The following is a 17,198-nucleotide window of genomic DNA, read 5'->3' as shown; positions in this document are numbered from 1 at the left end:
CCGACCCGGCGGGCTCGGGCGTCGATCGGGTATTCGGTGTCATCGCACGACATCTGTGCGTGCGAGAAAAAGGATAGGGAATGATCGGCGAGACCTTCGATGACTATCTGGACGAGCAGGGCAATATCAAGATCCTGGGCGGCGCGACGCTGATCGACTTCGTCGACAAACACAGTGCGGCGAACGGGGACGAACTGGCCTACCGCTACATCGACTATTCGCGCGAACGCGAGGGTGAATATCACGAGCTCACCTGGCGCCAGTTCGGTGCGCGATTGCGAGCGGTGGCGGCGCGGCTACAGCAGGTCACCTCGCCACGTGACCGGGTCGCGGTGCTGGCGCCGCAGGGCCTGGACTACGTGGTGGCGCTGTTCGCGGCGGTCTACGCGGGCAATATCGCGGTGCCGCTGTTCGATCCGGACGAGCCCGGCCACACCGACCGCCTGCACGCCGTGCTCGGTGACTGCCGGCCCACCGCGATTCTCACGGCCACCTCCGCGGCGGCGGGGGTGCGGGAATTCTTTCGCGCCATGCCGGCCGCGCAGCGACCGCGCATCATCGCCGTCGACGCGATTCCGGACAGTATCGGCGCGAACTGGATCGAACCGGATATCGATATCGATAGTGTCGCGTATCTGCAGTACACGTCCGGGTCCACCCGCACTCCGGCCGGTGTGGAGATCACGCACCGGTCGGTCGGCACCAATCTGCTGCAGATGATCGACGCCCTGGGCATCGACGAGAACGCCCGCGGCGTCACCTGGTTGCCGCTGTTCCACGATATGGGTCTGCTGTGTGTGATCCTGCCGGCCATCGGCGGGAAGTTCATCACCATCATGTCGCCCAGTGCTTTCGTCCGCCGGCCCGCGCGCTGGATCAGGGAGTTGGCAGCCGCCTCCGACGGCGCCGGAACCTATGCCGCCGCACCGAATTTCGCGTTCGAGCACGCGGCGGTGCGGGGCCGCCCGAAGCCGGGGGAGAGCCTGGACCTGTCGAATGTCATCGGTCTGATCAACGGCAGTGAACCGGTCTCGGTGGCGTCGATGGCGAAGTTCAACGAGGCGTTCACGCCCTACGGACTGCCGAAGACCGCGATCAAACCGTGCTACGGGATGGCCGAGGCCACGCTGTTCGTCTCGGCGACCCGGCGTGAGGATCCCGCACGGGTCGTCTACGCCGATCGCGCCCGGCTCAACGCCGGGCAACTGGTCGAGGTGGATCAGTACGCGGAAAACGCCGTGGCACAGGTGTCGTGCGGATATGTGGCGCGGTCGCAGTGGGCGGTCATCGTCGACGAGGGTGGGGCCGAGCTTCCCGACGGGCACGTCGGCGAGATCTGGTTGCACGGGGAGAACATGGGAATCGGCTACTGGGACCGGCCCGACGAGACCGAGCAGACCTTCCACAATCGCCTCGCCTCGCGTCGGCCGACCGGTAGTCACGCCGAAGGTACCGCGGCACAGGCATATTGGATGAGCACCGGCGATTACGGCGTGTACCACGACGGTGAGCTGTACATCACCGGACGGGTCAAGGATCTGGTGATTGTCGACGGCCGCAACCACTATCCGCAGGATCTGGAGATGTCGGCCCAGGAATCCTCGACGGCATTGCGGCCGGGTTTCGTGGCGGCCTTCTCGGTGCGCGGCCACGAGTTACCCCCGGACGCGGCATCCGGATCCGATTCCGAACATCTGGTGATCGTCGCCGAACGTGGCAGTGGCGCAGCCAAACTCGATTCCGGTCCGGTGGTCGAGACGGTGCGCGCGGCGATTTCCGCACGCCACGGGGTGACGGTGCGTGATCTGCTACTGGTGCCGGCGGGATCGATACCGCGAACCTCGAGTGGCAAGATCGCCCGGCGCGCATGTAAAGCCGCCTATGTGGCGGGCACATTGCGCGGTGGTCATCGGCAGCAGTCATTCCCGGACGCGCTCGACGATCAGTGAGTCGAGTTCCCGGGCTTAGGTGAGGCAATGCTCTTGTGCCCGCGTGGATGTCCTCTGGGCACACGGTTGTCCGGTACTTGTCCCTCGGCGTGGGCCGTTCGCCGAGTTACTGTTTAGCTACATCAACATGTAGAACCGGATATGGGGCATGTCATGGAGTTGTCTGTCGCTGAACTCATTGTGGTGATGGCACATTCGGCGCCGACTCGGCCACTGACGGTGGACCGTGCGCACCAGGTAATGCAGCTGCACACCGATTGCACGACCGACTGCTGCGGTATCAAGCAGGCGGCGTTCGACGCGCTGGTGACCGCCGGGCATATCGTGCCCGACAGTTGCCGGCGCCGCGGATGACGGTTGCCGGTCGGCGCTATTCGGGGACGCCGATCGGCAACCGCCGCAGCAACCTTTCCGGCAACCGCCGGATCAGCCCTCGGGATAGAAGAGGAACAGTGTGCAGCCGGCCTCGGACTGCGGCACATGGGACGATCCCGCGGGTGCGTGGATGAACGAGCCCGCCGGATAGTCCCGGAAGCCGTCGTTGAAGGTGCCGGAGACGACATAGACCTCTTCGGGACCGGGTTCGTGGACATCGATACCCGTCCACGAGCTGCCCGGATCCATCTCCAGCACAAAGGCTTTGGCCCCGTTCGCGCCGTTCCACAGCGGCCGTAGCCGGATGCCGGGGAACAGCTCTCGTACCGGGGCCTGCGCCACGTTCATCCACTCGTAGCCGGGAGATTCGGTGATCGCCATAACCGCTGCAACCGCCGATGCGGCTGACCTTATTCCATGAAAGTCCGCCCGGCGTGGCTCAGAGTCGTTCGATCACCGTGGCATTGGCGAGACCGCCCGCCTCGCACATGGTCATCAGCCCGTACCGGCCCTCGGTCTGCTCCAGATGATTGACCAGCGTGGCGAGGATGCGCACCCCGGAGGCGCCGAGCGGATGGCCCAGTGCGATGGCGCCGCCGCGCGGATTGAGTTTGGCCGGATCGGCGCCGAGTTCGTGCGCCCAGACCAGCGGGACCGGCGCGAAGGCCTCGTTCACCTCGTAGGCGTCGATATCGTCGATCGACAAACCGCCGCGGGCCAGCGCCTTTCGGGTCGCGGGCACCACCGCGGTCAGCATGAGCAGCGGATCGTCACCGGTCACGGCGAAGGAGTGGAAGCGGGCGCGCGGGCGCAGGCCGAGGGCGGCGGCCTTCTCCTCGCTCATGATCAGCGCGGCCGAGGCGCCGTCGGTCAGCGGGGAGGAATTGCCCGGGGTGATCGACCACTCGATCTCGGGGAACCGCGCCAGATACTCGTCGTCGGCGAATGCCGGCCGCAGTCCCGCCAGGCCCTCGACGGTCGTGGTGGGCCGGATGGTCTCGTCGGCTTCCAGCGTTCCGGCGGCGACGAGTTCGCGAGCGAAACCGCCCGCGGCGGCGGTCTCGGCGGCGAGCCGGTGCGAGCGGGCCGCGAACTCGTCGAGGGTGGCGCGGTCGAACTTCCAGCGGGCCGCGATGACCTCGGCGGAAATACCCTGCTGGACAAGGCCTTCGGGGTAGCGATGGGCGATCGGTCCGCGATTGGCGTCGGCGCCCTGGCCGTTGGAGAACATCGGCACCCGCGACATGGATTCCACGCCGCAGGCGATCGCGATGTCGTACGCGCCCGCGACGACGCCCTGGGCGGCGAAGTGGGCGGCCTGCTGGCTCGAGCCGCACTGGCGGTCGACGGTGGTGGCGGGAACCGATTCCGGGAATCCGGCGGCGAGCACCGCCGTACGCGCGATGTTGAACGCCTGTTCTCCACTTTGTGTGACGCAGCCGGCGATCACATCGTCGACCAGTGCGGGGTCGAGATCGTTCCGTGCGACGAGGTCCGAGAGGACGCCGGCCAGCAGGGTGGCCGGATGTACCTGCGACAGGCCGCCGCCGGTTTTTCCCTTACCGGACGGGGTCCGGACGACGTCGACGACGACTGCCGTGGTCATAGCCACTCCGATCGATCAAAGTTACTCGAGGTTCTCCTTTAAGTTAACACCGATTCGCTTGGTTTCCGACAGTGGGTCGCATGGCGAGCGGCTTCTGACCGGGTCGGGGCCGGTATCACCCCCCTCGTCGGCATGCTGTGCGCTACGCGGATGTGGCAGACTCGGCACGGCACGATGCGGCCGGTCGACGACCGTGTGTGGAAGGCGATGCGGGAGTTGTGATGGCAAGTGCGCTGAGCACGATCGAACAGCAGGTGGCCGACCACAGACGGGCTGCCGCCCAGGAGCGATCGGCGGAGTCCGAACTGCGCCTGGCGACCTCGCTGTGCGAGTTGGCCAAGGCCTGCCTGGACACCAAGAGCGCCGGTGACGATCGCGATCGGGCGCCCGCGGCCCTCGAGCCCGCCCAGGAGGCGGCGCTGATCCGGCTGCACTGGCTGACCGAGGGGCATGTGACCGCCCAATTCGCCGGGCAGGTGACCGAAGCGCTGCGGTTGTTCGAACAGGCGGCGCGCACCATCGGGCATCGCGAACTCGCCACCGCCACCATTCGTCAGGCCTGCGACGCGTACCACCAGGTGGCGCAGCGCTATCCGATGGCCGCGGGAGTCTGCGCGGACGGACTGTCCAAATGTGGAGTGTGGCTGTGCCGGCTGGATCCGGAATCGGCGGTAGCCGCCAGTGCCGAGGCGGTACGTATTCGCGCCGGATTGTTCGCGGCCAATCCGGATCAGACGGGCCGCTATCTGGCGAGCCTCAATATGTTGCTGCGCACGCTCATGATCGGCCGATCCCGTAAGCAGGCGCTGGCGATGTACCGGGAGCGGTACTCGGCCTGGACCACGCCGGCGATGACCACCCGCCTGCGCGAAACCTCCATCGACGAACTCGAGTTCACCAGCAAGACCCATGCGGCGCTGGTGAAATTGGAATGCGCGACCCTCGAGCGGGCCGGATATCTGACCCAGCAGCAGATCCTGTACCAGACCTCCGGTGACCTGACCACGATCGAGGAGATCAACTGGAAACTGGGCCTGGTCGGGTTGAAACCGCTGGCCGCCGGCGCGCTGGCCGACCCGCCCTCGAAGCCGATGGAGATAGCGACCTCGTACGGAGCGCTGAGTGTGCGGTGTGCGTCGGCGGACGCGCTGACCCGGGTGCGCGCGGCGGTCATCGAGGTCTATGCCGCCGACGGCGCCCACCCGGTCGACAGCTCCGCCTTCGCCGGTGTCGGCGAAAGCCATTGGCATATACCCGATCCCGTGCTGAACGCCGAACAGAGCCTCGGCGACGACGTGGTGCTGATCCAGCGCGCCGGCGGTAGCTGGGTGTCGGTGATGAGTCTGTTCTGGGAGCTCGCGCCTACCGGGAGAAATCCACTGGCACTGCGGCTTTCGCGGCAGTGGCCGGTGATCGCGGTGAATACCATCGAGAATCTGACGTACGAATTGTGCTGGTACGCCGACGGTGTCGCCAAGCAGTACGCGGCGCTGGGTCGTCCCGCCGGCCAGGCGCCGCTGGAAACTCCCTTGGCGCCACTGGATTTCGCTGTTCTCGCCGATTACGGCGCTGACTACGCCTCGGAGACGCAGGTGCGTTCCGCCTTCGGCAATTCCGGGATGTTCGCGAAGCTGACCAATCTGCCCGCCAGCGGAATCCGCCAGGCCGGACAGGCCCGGGCGCTGGCCGATTACGGTGATCAAATCCTGTTCTTCCGCACGTCGCAATCGTGAAGCTGGCCGTCGGCTGCGCGCAGTGGACCCACGATGCCTGGCGCGCACAGCAGCCGGACGCGCGGCGCCGCCTCGCCGGGTACGCCCGGTACTGCACGGCGGTGGAGGGCAACACCACCTTCTATGCCACACCCGCTCCGGCGACCGTGCGGTCCTGGGCGGAGCAGACGCCCGAGGACTTCCGCTTCGTGCCCAAACTGCCCAAGACCGTGACCCACGAACATCGGATGCGCGGTGGCGACACCGAATTGGCGGAATTCCTGGCGGCGATCGAACCGCTCGGACCGCGCGTCCACGCGTTGTGGGTGCAACTGCCGCCGTCGTTCGGCCCGGGTGATCTCGGCGTACTGGCCGGACTGCTGCACCGGTTGCCCCGCCGGTACCGGTACGCGGTCGAGGTGCGCCATCCGGCCTTCTTCGCCGACCCGGACAGCGCCGACCGGCTGGAGTACGTGCTGGAACGCACCGGCACCGAATGGATTCCGTTCGACACCACGACCCTGTTCGCCGCGCCGCCGGGCAGTCCGGGGGAGTTCGAGGCGGCGTCGAAGAAGCCGCGCCTGCCGCGGCGGTTGCGGGCACTGACCGACCACCCGATCGTGCGGTACCACGGCCGCGACGATGTCGAGGCGACGGTGGCGGGCTGGCGGCCCTGGCGGGAGATCGTCGTCGACTGGTTATGTGAGGGGCGCTCGCCGACGGTATTCGTGCACACCCCCGACAATGCCGGATCGCTACAGCTCGCGCGGCGGTTCTACGACGATGTGCGATCGGCCTGCCCGCAATTGCCGGCCCTGCCGGAACCAGCGCCGATAGAGCCGATGACCTTGTTCTGAGCGAAATGAACCACGGCAGAACGGCGTCTGTATAGTTGTCGCTGGCAACTAATTGTCCGCGCTGAGCAAGTCTGCAGATCTGGGAAGATGGGGACACCCTGTGACCGCTGCCGGCCTCGACCGCGCCGAAACCCGGCTGTCCGAGTCCGGCCCGGACGAACTGGAGAAACTCGCCTACGCCATGTTGTTCTGCCTGGTGCACCACGGGCCACAGCGCACCGGTAGGTTGGCGGAGCAGTCGCATGCCGAAATCTCCACTGTCAGTCGGCAGACCAGATCTCTCGTAGCGCACGGCCTGGTGGAACGCCGGGCCGATCCGATCGACGGCCGGGCCTGCGTCCTGGTGGCGACCGATGAGGGCATTCGGGTGTTCTCCGAGAATCGCCGGCAGCGCAACCGCTGGATCGCCGAGGTGATGGCCGATCGGCCCGCCACGGACCGGTCCGCCCTGATCGCTCTGCTCGACCGGCTCAACTGCGGTATCGAATCAACCCCACCATCGACGGCCGAACCGAATTAAGGCTTGAAAAATATGACCACTTCGACCACCCGGGAGCCGGCAGTGCAGCCGGACCCGGGCGCCGCGCCGGGCACGACTCTGTCGCATCGCCAGGTTCTGACCATTCTGTCCGGTTTGTTGCTGGGGATGTTCTTGGCGGCGCTGGATCAGAATATTGTGAGTGTGGCGATTGTTCGGATCGCTAATAGTTTGCATGGTTTCGATCAGCAGGCGTGGGCGACGACGGCGTATTTGATTACGGCGACGATTTCGACGCCGTTGTACGGCAAGTTGGCCGATATTTATGGTCGTAAGCCGTTTTATTTGTTGGCGATCGGTATTTTCGTGGTGGGGTCGGCGGCGTGTACGTTCGCGACGTCGATGTATGAGTTGGCGGGGTTCCGGGCGTTCCAGGGGCTGGGTGCCGGTGGCCTGATGTCGCTGGCGTTCACCATCATCGGCGATATCGTGCCCGCTCGGGAGCGAGTGCGCTATCAGGGTTACTTCATGATGGTGTTCGGCACCGCCACGGTGGCCGGCCCGGTGCTCGGCGGCTTCTTCTCCGATTACGACACGCTGTGGGGTATCGACGGCTGGCGCTGGGTGTTCCTGGTGAACGTGCCGATCGGGGTGCTGGCGCTCGCGGTCGTGGCGAAGGTGCTCAACGTTCCGCACGAACGGCAGCGCCATCGCGTGGACTGGTTCGGCGCGGTCGCGCTGGCGATCTGTGTGGTGCCGTTGCTGATCGTGGCCGAACAGGGCCGCAGCTGGGGCTGGGAGTCGCAGCGCTCGCTGATCTGCTACGGGATCGGCGCCGCCGGTCTCGTGCTGTTCGTCATCGTGGAATTCCTGATGAAGGACGCCGCGCTGATCCCGTTGCGGCTGTTCCGGAACTCGACGTTCTCCATCACCATCCTGGGCGGTTTCATCGTGGGTATCGCGATGTTCGGCGCGATCAGTATGGTGCCGCTGTATCTGCAGGTGGTGCGCGGGTATTCGCCGACGAAGGCGGGCTTGCTGATGCTGCCGCTGGTGCTGGGCATCATGATCGGCTCGCTGATCGCCGGGCAGATCACCAAACTCACCGGACGCTACAAGATCCTGCCTGTCGTCGGCACCTTCGTGATCGCTGCCGGCGCGGCACTCTACGCCCAGGTGCACTACGACAGCCCGCTGTGGCAGCCCCTGGTGTACAGCGCGGTCATCGGATTCGGCCTCGGTGGCTGTATGCAGACGTTGATCATCGCGGCGCAGAACGCGGGTCCGCGGTCGGATATGGGTGTGTCGACGGCGTCGGCGACCTTCTTCCGGCAGATGGGCGGCACGCTGGGGGTCGCGGTCTTCTTGACGATTCTGTTCAATCTGCTGCCGCACAAGATCGTCGATGCCTTCGGCGGTGTGCTGCCCGCCGGATTCGACACGAGCGAACTCGACCGGCTGCAGTCGAACACCAGCGGTCTCGCGACGTTGCCGGACCAGGTCCGGGATCCGATCCTGATCGGCTTCACCGATTCGCTGCACGGCGTGTTCTACGCGGCGTCGGGTGTGGCGCTGCTGGCCTGCCTGGTGCTGCTGTTCATGAAGGAGATTCCACTGCAGGACGATTCGACGCCGCCACAGCCCCAACCCGCGGCGCCGGACCCGGCGCGGAGCGCGGCCGTCGCGGGGCGGTCCGAGGCGGCCGCGGCCGACGCGGACCGGGATCGCGAGCACGTCGAACCCGAATCGGTGCCGGCCGGGGCGCACACGCGTCGTGCCGCACCGGAATTCGCGACCGCGGCGACGGTCACCGCATCCGCCCACGGCTTGTCCGGTGCGGAGGCCCACCTGCTGTCCGGCCGGATCCACCGCGAGGACGGCAACCCGGTATCCGATGCGGTCCTGACACTGATCGACCAACGCGGACATCAGGTTTCGCGGGCGACCACGGACGACGGCGGCGGTTACGGTATCGCGGCGCCGGATACGGGGAACTACGTGCTGATCGTCTCGGCGAACGGTCATCAGCCCGCCGCGGTCAATGTGGCGATCGGGGGCCGGCCGCAGCCGCTGGATCTGACCCTGCAGGGCGCCGGGGAGTTGTCCGGGGTGGTCACCGCCGGACGTGACGAACCGCTGGCCGGTGTGACGATCACCCTCACCGATCAGCGCGGCGAAGTCGTCGGCGCGGCGGTGACCGGCGCCGACGGCTACTACGCCTGCCACGGGGTGGTCGCAGGCACCTACACGCTGGTGGCAGTCAACGGTCATCGTCGCCCGCATGCCATCACGCTGTCCGTGCCGCAGACCGGGGTGCTGCGCCACGACATCGAGCTGGCGCGGATGTCGGCGGTGTCGGGGTATGTTCGCGCCGCCGGTGTGCCTGTCGCGAATGCCCAAGTGGCGGTGCTGGATTCGGCGGGGTCGGTGATCGCGTCGGCGCTCAGCGCGGACGACGGCCGCTACCACATCACCGACCTGCCGGAGGGGGACTACACCCTCGTCACCCGCGGCTACCCGCCTGTGAGCGATCGAGTGCTGGTGGCCGACGGCGGGGCCGCGCACGATGTGCGCCTGGGCTACGGAGGGGCGGGTTACCGCGTCGCCGCCGATTACGACGGGGTGCCCGAGAGGTCGTGATCGGCGGCTCGGGGCCGCCGCAGTGAGACCGCACCGTGATGTGCGGGTGACCCTTGCGGGCGGTCCTGCTCCGCACTGCGCTCGAGGAGCCGGACGCTGAGCCGGATGATGGCGTCCTCCACGTCGATGCCGAGTTCGGCGGCGTGCAAGCCGGCCAGGTCCAGGGCCGCCAGATCATCGACGAGGGCGGGGTCGGACAGAATCTCGTCGACAACCATGCCGCTCAGCGCCTGTTCGCGTGTCAGCAGCTCCCCGGGCAGCCAGGTCAGCATCCAGTGCCCGGAGGCGTCGGGCAGCCGGAGGGCAGATTCGGGGGAGGTATCGCTGGTGATTTCCCAGTCGGTGAGGTGAAGCGTCATGGTGTTCCCCTTCCAACCATCCGGCTGCTGCGGCATGCGTTGCCGCTCCGAGAACGGAGAGCCGAAGGCTATAGCTAAATGCTAAGGACGGCTTTCGAAGGCTGTCAACTAAGCACTACTGACTATTTGCGACACCTCTGATGCGCAATTGCTTATTCAGAATCCGAATGGCCCAGCAAATATCAACGATGATTATCGAGGGCGGGGTTCCGGTGTCGAAAGTTGGCTTCTCGGAACGGATCAGGGCTTTCGGCGGCACCCCGGGCGGCATGCCGGGCATGCAAAAGCTACCGTCGAAGTGCGGGGTGACGGCGTTGAGCACAGTAACCAAAAATTGATGTTTAGCTGATGCCACGCCGCGCCACCTATGATTAAAATTCCGCACCGTGACACATCCCGATTCCGACGGTGGTGAGCGGATCGGTGAGCTGGTGCGCCGGCTCCGCACCGAGTCCGGCCTCACCCAGGCAGCGCTGGCCAAGCAGGCGGACTGTTCGCGCAGTCTCATCCAGCAGATCGAGAACGGCACCCGGGTGCCGCCGCTGCCACTGCGCGAGCGGTTGAGTTCGGCGCTGGGGCAGGAGCTTCCGATGGGCGCCGCCGCCGGTACCGCCGATCCGGCCGGTGGCCACTACGACCTGCGGATGCGTTTCAACGTGCTGCTCGGTAAGGACCCCGAGGTCGTGGATCGGGTGCTGACCGTGGCGCAGAGCATCTTCGATGCCCGCGGAGCCCGTGAGGAGGTCGAACCGCTGCGGCTGATCGCCGCCCGCCAGCTCGAACGTGCCGAGGAGCTGCTGGCGCAGATCCCGTCACGCAGTGCCACGGTGTGGGAGTGGAATACGGTCAACGACTGGCTGACCATCCTCGAGCAAGCCCAGGAATCGGTGCGCGCCATCCATACCGCAGATCTCGGCACCATCGGTGGCGACGTCGGCGACGACTACCACGCGGCGATCGTCCGGCTCGCCGACGCGGGGCACGAACCGAGTATCGCGGTGCGGCGCATGTATGTCCTGGACAGTATCGAGGATGTCTGGCCCTACGACGACAAGCTGTGGTGGCAGGCGCGCTCGGGGGTGGAGAGTGTGCTGGTCAAACGCGAGCATGCCCGCAACGCGCAGAGCATGCTGGTCGTCGACGACCGCTATGTCTGTGTCGGTGAATACGACTACTCCCGCCAGACCCGGGTGGCGACCCGGTTCTCGGTGCTCAAACACGATGTCGCCTTCGCGGTACGGCGCTTCGAACGCCTCTACGATCTGCGGCGTATCGGGTCGGCGATCGTGGTCAACGATCTGATCGCGGAACCCCGGCTGGCCCGATTCGATCGACTGGGCGAGGGCGAGGGCCGGGATCTGTTCCGCGCCGCGCTCATTCGCGCGTGGAACGAGATTCCGACGCCCGGTCAGCCTCCGCTGGAAACCGGGCGGCAGTGACGACCGGACCGGGGCACGACGGGCGGGTCGATGCCGCCGCGGTAATACTGCGGTCCGAGCAGCGCAAGAAGGAGCTGCGTTGCCGCCTGTCGGAGACGATGCCGTACATCGGTGGTACCGGGCGGCGATACCGCGGTGTGCTGGATGCCTATCACGGCGAGACCGGATTCGATATCGACCCGGCCGCCGCCCGCGCGCTGCGCCGGGCCTGGGACGATCTGACCTCCGATCGTTCCCGCCGACACGAGCTTCCGGACTACGACAAACGGCAGCCCCTGGAACTGCGCGAGCTGGCGGCGGCGAAACTGTTCGATCGGCTGGCCGGGCCCGCCGAGTCGGTGCGCGGCGTCCGGGTGCGTCCGGACGAGGTCGTGGTGTGCCCCTATTCGAGCATGCTGTTGCTCGAGGAGGTCATCGCCACGGTGGTGCGGCCCGGTGGGGTGATCGTCTGCCCGGAGGGGTTCTACAAGAACTTCGCCACACATGTCGCGAAATTCGATGTGCGAGTGGTCGTTCCGGAAGCGACGCCCGGCGACGAGTTCCGGATCGACCCGGATGCGCTGACCCGTGCGCTCGATCGGCATGGCGATGCCGTTTGCGCGGTGCTGCTCACCCTGCCCGGCAATCCCGTCGTATCGTCCTACTCGCTCGCCGAATCGGCCGAACTGGCCCGCATTCTGGTGGCGGCCCGGGTGCCGGTGGTGTGCGATATGGCCTTCGATCGTCTCGTCCCGGGACATATTCCGCTCGCCGCCTTCGAGGTGCCGACCGCCGGTGGCCCGGTCAGGCTCTACGACCGGATGGTGACCGTCACCGGTAATTCGAAGGGCTACAACGCATTCGGTCCCTGTAAGCTCGGCGCCGCGTGCTCGGGCGATAGCGAGTGGCTGGCCCGCGTCCGCGCGCGGCTCACGATCGCCTTCCAGCGCGAGAGCACCCATCTGGTACGGGCGGTGCTGGAGCACACGCCCGAGGCCTATTTCGAGCACAATCGCAAACTCGTGCGCGAGCAGTTCGACACCGCGCTGGAGCGGATCGCCGCGCTCGATGCCGAGTTCGGTGGGAATATATTGCGGCCCTTGGGGTCCGGCGCGAGCATGTTCCTGTCGGTGGTCGCCGATCCCGGCCTGCTGTCCGCCGCCGGAGTCCGGACCAGTGCCGAATTGGAGGATCTGCTGCTCGTCGGTGCGGGCGTGGACAGTGTCGCGCTCGGGCGGACGGGTTCGGCGCGCCTCGGGGTACGCCTGAATGTGCTGGCCCCGCGTCGCGGGCCGGGTACCGAGTCGCGGGAGTTGATCGACGAATTGTTCGACCGGCTCGCCGGACTCATCGGCGAGATCCGCGGCGGGCGCACTTACCACGAGATCCTGCGCCGGCGCGGTATCGCGGAGTTCGTATCGTGATCGTCGGCGTACTGCGGGAGACCGCCGCCCGCGAGCGGCGGGTCGCCCTGACCCCCGACGGGGCGGCGCGCCTGATCGCGGCGGGCATGGTGGTCGTGGTGGAGGCCGGTGCCGGGCGGGCGGCCGGATTCGGTGACCATGCCTATCGACTGGCCGGCGCCACCCTCGCACCGGGCCCCGCCGCGGTGGTCGCCGCCTGCGATGTGCTGGCCTGGGTGAAGCCCACCACGCACGATCTGCGCCGCATGACCCGGCGGCCGAATCTGACCCTGATCGGTTTCCAGGACCCGCTGCGTCGTGCGGCGCGGATCGCCGAATTGCGCGCGCTGGGGGTGGAATCCATTGCCTTCGAACTGTTTTCCCACGAGACCGGTGAACGCGACGCGCTGTCGGCGATGAGCCGGATCGCGGGCAGCGTGGCCTATTCGGCGGGCCGGCGACTGGTGCCGCGATCGGTACGCCGCCCGATCCGCTCCCTGATCCTCGGCTGTGGTCAGGCCGGACTCGCGGCGATCGCGGCGGCGGACGCGTGCGGCGCCGAACCCCCGGTGGTCCTCGCTCGCCGAGCGGAGTTACGCGACGCGGCGGATGCCCAGGGCCCCAATATTTTCCACCACTCGGCGGAAATCGGTGCGGAACAGGTGCTGCAGCGCATCCGTGCCGACACGCCCGATCTGATCTTTTGTGCCGCGGTACGGCGCGGCCAGCCCGCTCCGCTGCTGGTCGATCGGGTCGCGCTGGATGTGCTCGGCGCGGGGGCGGTGGTGGTGGACCTGACCGCGAAGGCCGGTGGCAACTGCTCGGCGACCGTCGCCGACACGACGGTGGTACTGCGCAACGGGGTCGTGGTGACGCACCGATCGAACTATCCGGCGCGCCGCCCCGCCGCGGCCAGCCGGGCCTACAGCGCGGCGGTAGCCGCATCGATACTGCGGCTGGCGGCGGGCGGGGATCAGCGGGCCTCGAAGGACTCGGCCACGATCGGCCGCACCTGATCCATTCCCGCCCCGGGCTGTTCGCGCTGTACGGAGGTCATATCGACATCGGGCAGGCCGCAGGCCACCGCCCACTGCCAGGGCTCGAGATCGCCGTCGACATTGAGCGCGAAACCGTGGCTGGTGACACCGCGGCTGGCCCGCATGCCGATGGAGACGATCTTGCGGCCGGTCGCCGTCGTCCAGACCCCGGTGAGCAGTTCCGATCCGGACGGCGTGTCGCGGCGCTGCGCGCTGATCCCGAGCCGGTCGAGGGCGGCGACCAGCCGATGCTCGACCTCGCGGATGTAATCCACGACGCCCTCGCCCGCATCGAGTTTGACGATGAGATATCCGACCAGCTGGCCGGGACCGTGATAGGTGAGCTGGCCACCGCGGGTGGTCTCCACGACCGGGATCCCGTGCTCCGGTGCGGGGAGGTGATCGTCCGGTGTCCGCCGGCCGATCGTGTAGACCTGCGGATGGCTGAGCAGCCACAGGGTGTCGCCCCGCTCGTCGCGCTGTCGCTGTTCGACCAGTTCGACCATGCGTTCCATGGCCTTGTCGTAGTCGACGAGTTCGTCCTGGATCAATGTCAGCGGCCGCGCCCTCATGATCCGAGAATACGACGTCGCCGCGCGCTTCCCGGTGGCAGCGGGTCCCGGTTCAGCGGGCCTCGGTATTGAGCTTGTCCCGCCGCAGCGGCTCGGCGCGCAGGGTCATCCGATCCAGGTCGAATTCACCGTCGAAGGCGGGCAGGTCGACCTGCTCGCCCAGCGCCAGTTTTTCCGCCTCGGCCTCGACGGCCTCCGGGGTGGCCGGATGGCGCTTGTTGTGGACGATGCTGCTGATGTAGGCCGCGGCGATGATCCCGACGCCCAGGAGCCCGGTGACCATCTCGTCGAGGTGATAGCCGGTGGAGATGAGCAGGATCGCCGCCAGCGCGCCGATGGCCCAGTGTGCGCCGTGTTCGAGATAGATGTACTCCGACAGCGTGCCGCGCCGGACCAGGTAGACGGTGATCGATCGCACGAACATGGCGCCGATCAGACCCAGGCCCAGGGCGATGATGATCGGATCCGCGCTGATGGCGAACGCCCCGATGACACCGTCGAAGGAGAAGGACGCGTCCAGCACCTCGAGGTAGATGAAGCCGAAGAAGGCGGCCCTGCCGGTGAGCAGAGCCGCCCGTGAGGGTCCGTCGTGCTGATTCTCGTTGTCGAAATGCGCACCCAGCCCGTCGACCAGGAAGTAGGTCGCCATACCGAGCGCACCGGAGACCATCACCACATCGGCCTTGTTGTTCGGTGCCAGGAAGCCGGCGGTCAGGACCAGCGCGATGAGCGCGATGACCACGGTGAACATGGAGAAGCGGCCGATCCGGGCCAGTGGCCGTTCCAGCCAGCTGAGCCAGGTGATCGAACGCGGGGCGCTGATGTAGTTGAGGAACAACAGCAGCAGGAACATCCCGCCGAAGGTCGCGATCTTGGGATTGGCGTCGTTGAGCAGGGTTTCGTAGCTGGGGCGGCCGTCCGCGAAGAACGCCGCACCGCCCGGTGGCGGATTCATCGCCAGTTCCAGCGCGTTGAGCGGATCCAGGTGCGCGCCGATGCCGACCACCAGCAGCGGAAACACCAGGCGCATACCGAAAACCGCGATGACCATGCCCAGCGTGAGGAAGATGCGCTGCCAGAACGCGCTCATCCGTTGCAGGACACTGGCGTTCACGACCGCGTTGTCGAACGACAGCGACACTTCGAGGATTCCGAGGGCTGCGACCAGCACCACGGCCTCGGGTCCTCCGTACAACAGCGCGACAACCAGTGACGCCGCGGCGACGATGAACGACAGGGCGAAAACTCGCACGAACATGCCGATGCCTTTCGTCAATCCGACACCCGCGGGGGTTACGACTCCGCGGGTCACAGCAATCAGAGTGCTCGCAACCCTGACTTCGATTGTGACAGTTGAAGCGGCTCGACGACAATCGACAGCCTAGTACCAGTGGTGGGATTGCCAGAACGCCCATGCCCCGTCGGGACTGCCGTACCGCTCGACCATGTAGTCGTAGGTCCAGCGGATCTGGGTCACCGGGTTGAACATCCAGTCCGCGCCGTGGGAGGCCATCTTCTCCGGCGGCAGCGCCTGTCCGAGGCCGTAGGCGCCCGATTCCGGATTGATGGCGAACGGATTCCAGCTGCTCTCGTGGGTGATCACCTGGTCGAACGAGGGGAACTGCGGGGCGGGCACGATCGTGAGCGCCACGGTCCTCATCGGCAGGCCCAGCAGTAGTCCCGCGGCCGCGGAACCGGAGGATCCCGCCGAGCCCGAGGCCGAACCGGATGCCGATCCCGTGGAGGTGTCCACGCAGGCGGGGCCGCAGTCGGCGGCGTCGGCCGGGTCGGCGCCGGCCGTGGTGGCCAGCGCCAGGGTTGCGACGGCCAGCCACAGCGCGCAGATCGCGGCGAGCGCGGCCACGCGACGGCCCGCGGCCTTTGATGTCGTCTCGGTCACAATTTGGGGTGTGGTGGCGACCGGGCCGGAAAGTGGCGGCGAGGTTGCCGAGACGATCGGCGGTACCCAGGCGGCGGAAAAACGCGGTGCCGGGTCCGCTGGGTTCGCGGTCTGATTTGTCGTTTGGGTCGGAATTAGAACGGGTTCGGATGGTGCGGACATCGTCAACTCGGTCCTTCCGCGTCGACTGGCTGATCTCGCAGAGTCGGTTACGCGACAGATCGAGCAAACCACCGGTAATCCCGGGATGTCCGGATTGCGGCCGGTGTGTCCGGTCCGATGTTCTCGGCGCGAGGGCGGGGTATGTGCGGTGGGTATCGCAACGTATGTATAGTTGGCCTCAGCAACTAGTTGTAGATGCTAATCAAATGTCGCGGGGAGAAGGAAACTCGATCATGGTCGTTGGTGCCCGTGATCCCGGCGCCGGCGTGACCGAACAGGACGTGGCCGATCGACTCGGCGCACAACTGGTCCGGTTGATGCGGGCGATCGGCAGAACCAAATCGCAGATAGCCAAGTACGGTCCGGACGGCCTGGAGCGGCTGGCCTACGCGGTGCTGTTCTGCCTCGTTCACGACGGTCCGCAGCGCACGGGAAAGCTGGCGGACACCCTGCACGCGGAAACTTCGACCATCAGCAGGCAGACGAGGTCGCTGGTGGCACACGGTCTGGTGGAACGCCGGGCCGACCCCGTGGACGGGCGGGCCTGCGTGCTGGTGCCCACCGCCGAAGGGGTGCGGGTGTTCGAGGAGAACCGTCGAAACCGCAATCGCTGGCTGGCCGAGGTGATGGCGGATTGGCCCGATCAGGAACGGGCGCAATTCACCGATCTGCTCGAGCTGCTCGTCAGCGGCATCGAAAAATCCACTGCTACAGCCGATTCGAATTAGGG

Annotated in this window: 17 protein-coding genes; 10 read left to right on the top strand and 7 right to left on the bottom strand. The window is 66.9% G+C overall.

The window, feature by feature from the left end; translation table 11 throughout:
• Window positions 1–83 precede the first annotated feature (83 nt).
• Window positions 84–1,949 carry a long-chain-fatty-acid--AMP ligase FadD32 gene (fadD32, locus tag LKD76_RS25505; protein WP_308188739.1) on the top strand — a complete coding sequence of 622 codons (1,866 nt, stop codon included), beginning with the start codon at window positions 84–86 and terminating at the stop codon, window positions 1,947–1,949.
• A 153-nt stretch (window positions 1,950–2,102) separates the two neighbouring features.
• Entirely contained in the window at window positions 2,103–2,303 is a 201-nt protein-coding gene (locus LKD76_RS25500; RefSeq protein WP_227983953.1) for a hypothetical protein, read from the top strand.
• A gap of 72 nt (window positions 2,304–2,375) precedes the next feature.
• Here the strand turns inward: LKD76_RS25500 and LKD76_RS25495 are convergent, their stop codons facing one another.
• Complete coding sequence (locus LKD76_RS25495) at window positions 2,376–2,705, bottom strand: cupin domain-containing protein (protein ID WP_227983952.1); 330 nt, start codon at window positions 2,703–2,705, stop codon at window positions 2,376–2,378.
• Window positions 2,706–2,763: 58 nt separating this feature from the next.
• Complete coding sequence (locus LKD76_RS25490; RefSeq protein WP_227983951.1) at window positions 2,764–3,930, bottom strand: thiolase family protein; 1,167 nt, start codon at window positions 3,928–3,930, stop codon at window positions 2,764–2,766.
• A 221-nt stretch (window positions 3,931–4,151) separates the two neighbouring features.
• Here LKD76_RS25490 and LKD76_RS25485 point away from each other — a divergent pair, with 221 nt between their 5' ends.
• The 4 genes from LKD76_RS25485 (at window position 4,152) to LKD76_RS25470 (ending at window position 9,617) form a co-directional block, all read left to right on the top strand.
• Complete coding sequence (locus LKD76_RS25485; protein WP_227983950.1) at window positions 4,152–5,663, top strand: hypothetical protein; 1,512 nt, start codon at window positions 4,152–4,154, stop codon at window positions 5,661–5,663.
• A complete protein-coding gene (locus tag LKD76_RS25480) occupies window positions 5,660–6,499 on the top strand; it encodes a DUF72 domain-containing protein (RefSeq protein ID WP_227983949.1) in 840 nt (279 codons plus the stop codon). The genes LKD76_RS25485 and LKD76_RS25480 overlap by 4 nt, the downstream gene beginning before the upstream one ends.
• A gap of 100 nt (window positions 6,500–6,599) precedes the next feature.
• Window positions 6,600–7,019 carry a MarR family winged helix-turn-helix transcriptional regulator gene (locus tag LKD76_RS25475; protein ID WP_227983948.1) on the top strand — a complete coding sequence of 140 codons (420 nt, stop codon included), beginning with the start codon at window positions 6,600–6,602 and terminating at the stop codon, window positions 7,017–7,019.
• A gap of 12 nt (window positions 7,020–7,031) precedes the next feature.
• Entirely contained in the window at window positions 7,032–9,617 is a 2,586-nt protein-coding gene (locus LKD76_RS25470; RefSeq protein ID WP_227983947.1) for an MFS transporter, read from the top strand.
• Here the strand turns inward: LKD76_RS25470 and LKD76_RS25465 are convergent.
• Both LKD76_RS25465 and LKD76_RS25460 read right to left on the bottom strand, forming a co-directional pair.
• Window positions 9,590–9,976 carry a hypothetical protein gene (locus LKD76_RS25465; protein ID WP_227983946.1) on the bottom strand — a complete coding sequence of 129 codons (387 nt, stop codon included), beginning with the start codon at window positions 9,974–9,976 and terminating at the stop codon, window positions 9,590–9,592. The genes LKD76_RS25470 and LKD76_RS25465 overlap by 28 nt on opposite strands.
• Before the next feature lie 115 nt (window positions 9,977–10,091).
• Window positions 10,092–10,331, bottom strand: coding sequence for a hypothetical protein (locus LKD76_RS25460; protein WP_227983945.1), 240 nt, complete (start codon window positions 10,329–10,331; stop codon window positions 10,092–10,094).
• Between the two features lie 31 nt (window positions 10,332–10,362).
• On the opposite strand from LKD76_RS25460, the gene LKD76_RS25455 reads away from it, so the two are divergent.
• Genes LKD76_RS25455 through LKD76_RS25445 form a run of 3 tightly spaced genes read left to right on the top strand, consistent with a single transcriptional unit; the run spans window position 10,363 to window position 13,813 of the window.
• Window positions 10,363–11,415: a helix-turn-helix domain-containing protein gene (locus tag LKD76_RS25455; protein WP_227983944.1), complete on the top strand. Its 1,053-nt coding sequence runs from the start codon at window positions 10,363–10,365 to the stop codon at window positions 11,413–11,415.
• Window positions 11,412–12,818: a pyridoxal phosphate-dependent aminotransferase gene (locus LKD76_RS25450; protein WP_227983943.1), complete on the top strand. Its 1,407-nt coding sequence runs from the start codon at window positions 11,412–11,414 to the stop codon at window positions 12,816–12,818. The genes LKD76_RS25455 and LKD76_RS25450 overlap by 4 nt, the downstream gene beginning before the upstream one ends.
• Window positions 12,815–13,813, top strand: a complete 999-nt coding sequence (locus tag LKD76_RS25445; RefSeq protein ID WP_227983942.1) for a Rossmann-fold NAD(P)-binding domain-containing protein — start codon at window positions 12,815–12,817, stop codon at window positions 13,811–13,813. The genes LKD76_RS25450 and LKD76_RS25445 overlap by 4 nt, the downstream gene beginning before the upstream one ends.
• Here LKD76_RS25445 and lipB read toward each other — a convergent pair.
• The 3 genes from lipB to LKD76_RS32225 form a co-directional block, all read right to left on the bottom strand.
• Entirely contained in the window at window positions 13,771–14,406 is a 636-nt protein-coding gene (lipB, locus tag LKD76_RS25440; RefSeq protein WP_227983941.1) for a lipoyl(octanoyl) transferase LipB, read from the bottom strand. The two genes, LKD76_RS25445 and lipB, sit on opposite strands and share 43 nt — an antisense overlap.
• A 52-nt stretch (window positions 14,407–14,458) precedes the next feature.
• Complete coding sequence (locus LKD76_RS25435) at window positions 14,459–15,664, bottom strand: DUF475 domain-containing protein (RefSeq protein WP_227985395.1); 1,206 nt, start codon at window positions 15,662–15,664, stop codon at window positions 14,459–14,461.
• Between the two features lie 123 nt (window positions 15,665–15,787).
• Window positions 15,788–16,306, bottom strand: coding sequence for an aggregation-promoting factor C-terminal-like domain-containing protein (locus LKD76_RS32225; RefSeq protein ID WP_227983940.1), 519 nt, complete (start codon window positions 16,304–16,306; stop codon window positions 15,788–15,790).
• A gap of 395 nt (window positions 16,307–16,701) precedes the next feature.
• Here LKD76_RS32225 and LKD76_RS25425 point away from each other — a divergent pair, with 395 nt between their 5' ends.
• Window positions 16,702–17,196 carry a MarR family winged helix-turn-helix transcriptional regulator gene (locus tag LKD76_RS25425; RefSeq protein WP_227983939.1) on the top strand — a complete coding sequence of 165 codons (495 nt, stop codon included), beginning with the start codon at window positions 16,702–16,704 and terminating at the stop codon, window positions 17,194–17,196.
• Window positions 17,197–17,198: the final 2 nt, after the last annotated feature.

Origin of the sequence: Nocardia spumae (genome assembly GCF_020733635.1) — a bacterium.
In the GTDB taxonomy this organism is placed as follows: domain Bacteria; phylum Actinomycetota; class Actinomycetes; order Mycobacteriales; family Mycobacteriaceae; genus Nocardia; species Nocardia spumae.
This window is presented reverse-complemented; position numbering and strand designations above follow the sequence as displayed.

What these genes read in the sequence shown, in the direction of transcription:
- LKD76_RS25500 (WP_227983953.1), top strand. Translation starts at nt 2,103, where the DNA reads ATGGAGTTGTCTGTCGCTGAACTCATTGTGGTGATGGCACATTCGGCG.
- LKD76_RS25495 (WP_227983952.1), bottom strand. Translation starts at nt 2,705, where the DNA reads ATGGCGATCACCGAATCTCCCGGCTACGAGTGGATGAACGTGGCGCAG.
- LKD76_RS25490 (WP_227983951.1), bottom strand. Translation starts at nt 3,930, where the DNA reads ATGACCACGGCAGTCGTCGTCGACGTCGTCCGGACCCCGTCCGGTAAG.
- LKD76_RS25485 (WP_227983950.1), top strand. Translation starts at nt 4,152, where the DNA reads ATGGCAAGTGCGCTGAGCACGATCGAACAGCAGGTGGCCGACCACAGA.
- LKD76_RS25470 (WP_227983947.1), top strand. Translation starts at nt 7,032, where the DNA reads ATGACCACTTCGACCACCCGGGAGCCGGCAGTGCAGCCGGACCCGGGC.
- LKD76_RS25465 (WP_227983946.1), bottom strand. Translation starts at nt 9,976, where the DNA reads ATGACGCTTCACCTCACCGACTGGGAAATCACCAGCGATACCTCCCCC.
- lipB (WP_227983941.1), bottom strand. Translation starts at nt 14,406, where the DNA reads ATGAGGGCGCGGCCGCTGACATTGATCCAGGACGAACTCGTCGACTAC.
- LKD76_RS25435 (WP_227985395.1), bottom strand. Translation starts at nt 15,664, where the DNA reads ATGTTCGTGCGAGTTTTCGCCCTGTCGTTCATCGTCGCCGCGGCGTCA.
- LKD76_RS25425 (WP_227983939.1), top strand. Translation starts at nt 16,702, where the DNA reads ATGGTCGTTGGTGCCCGTGATCCCGGCGCCGGCGTGACCGAACAGGAC.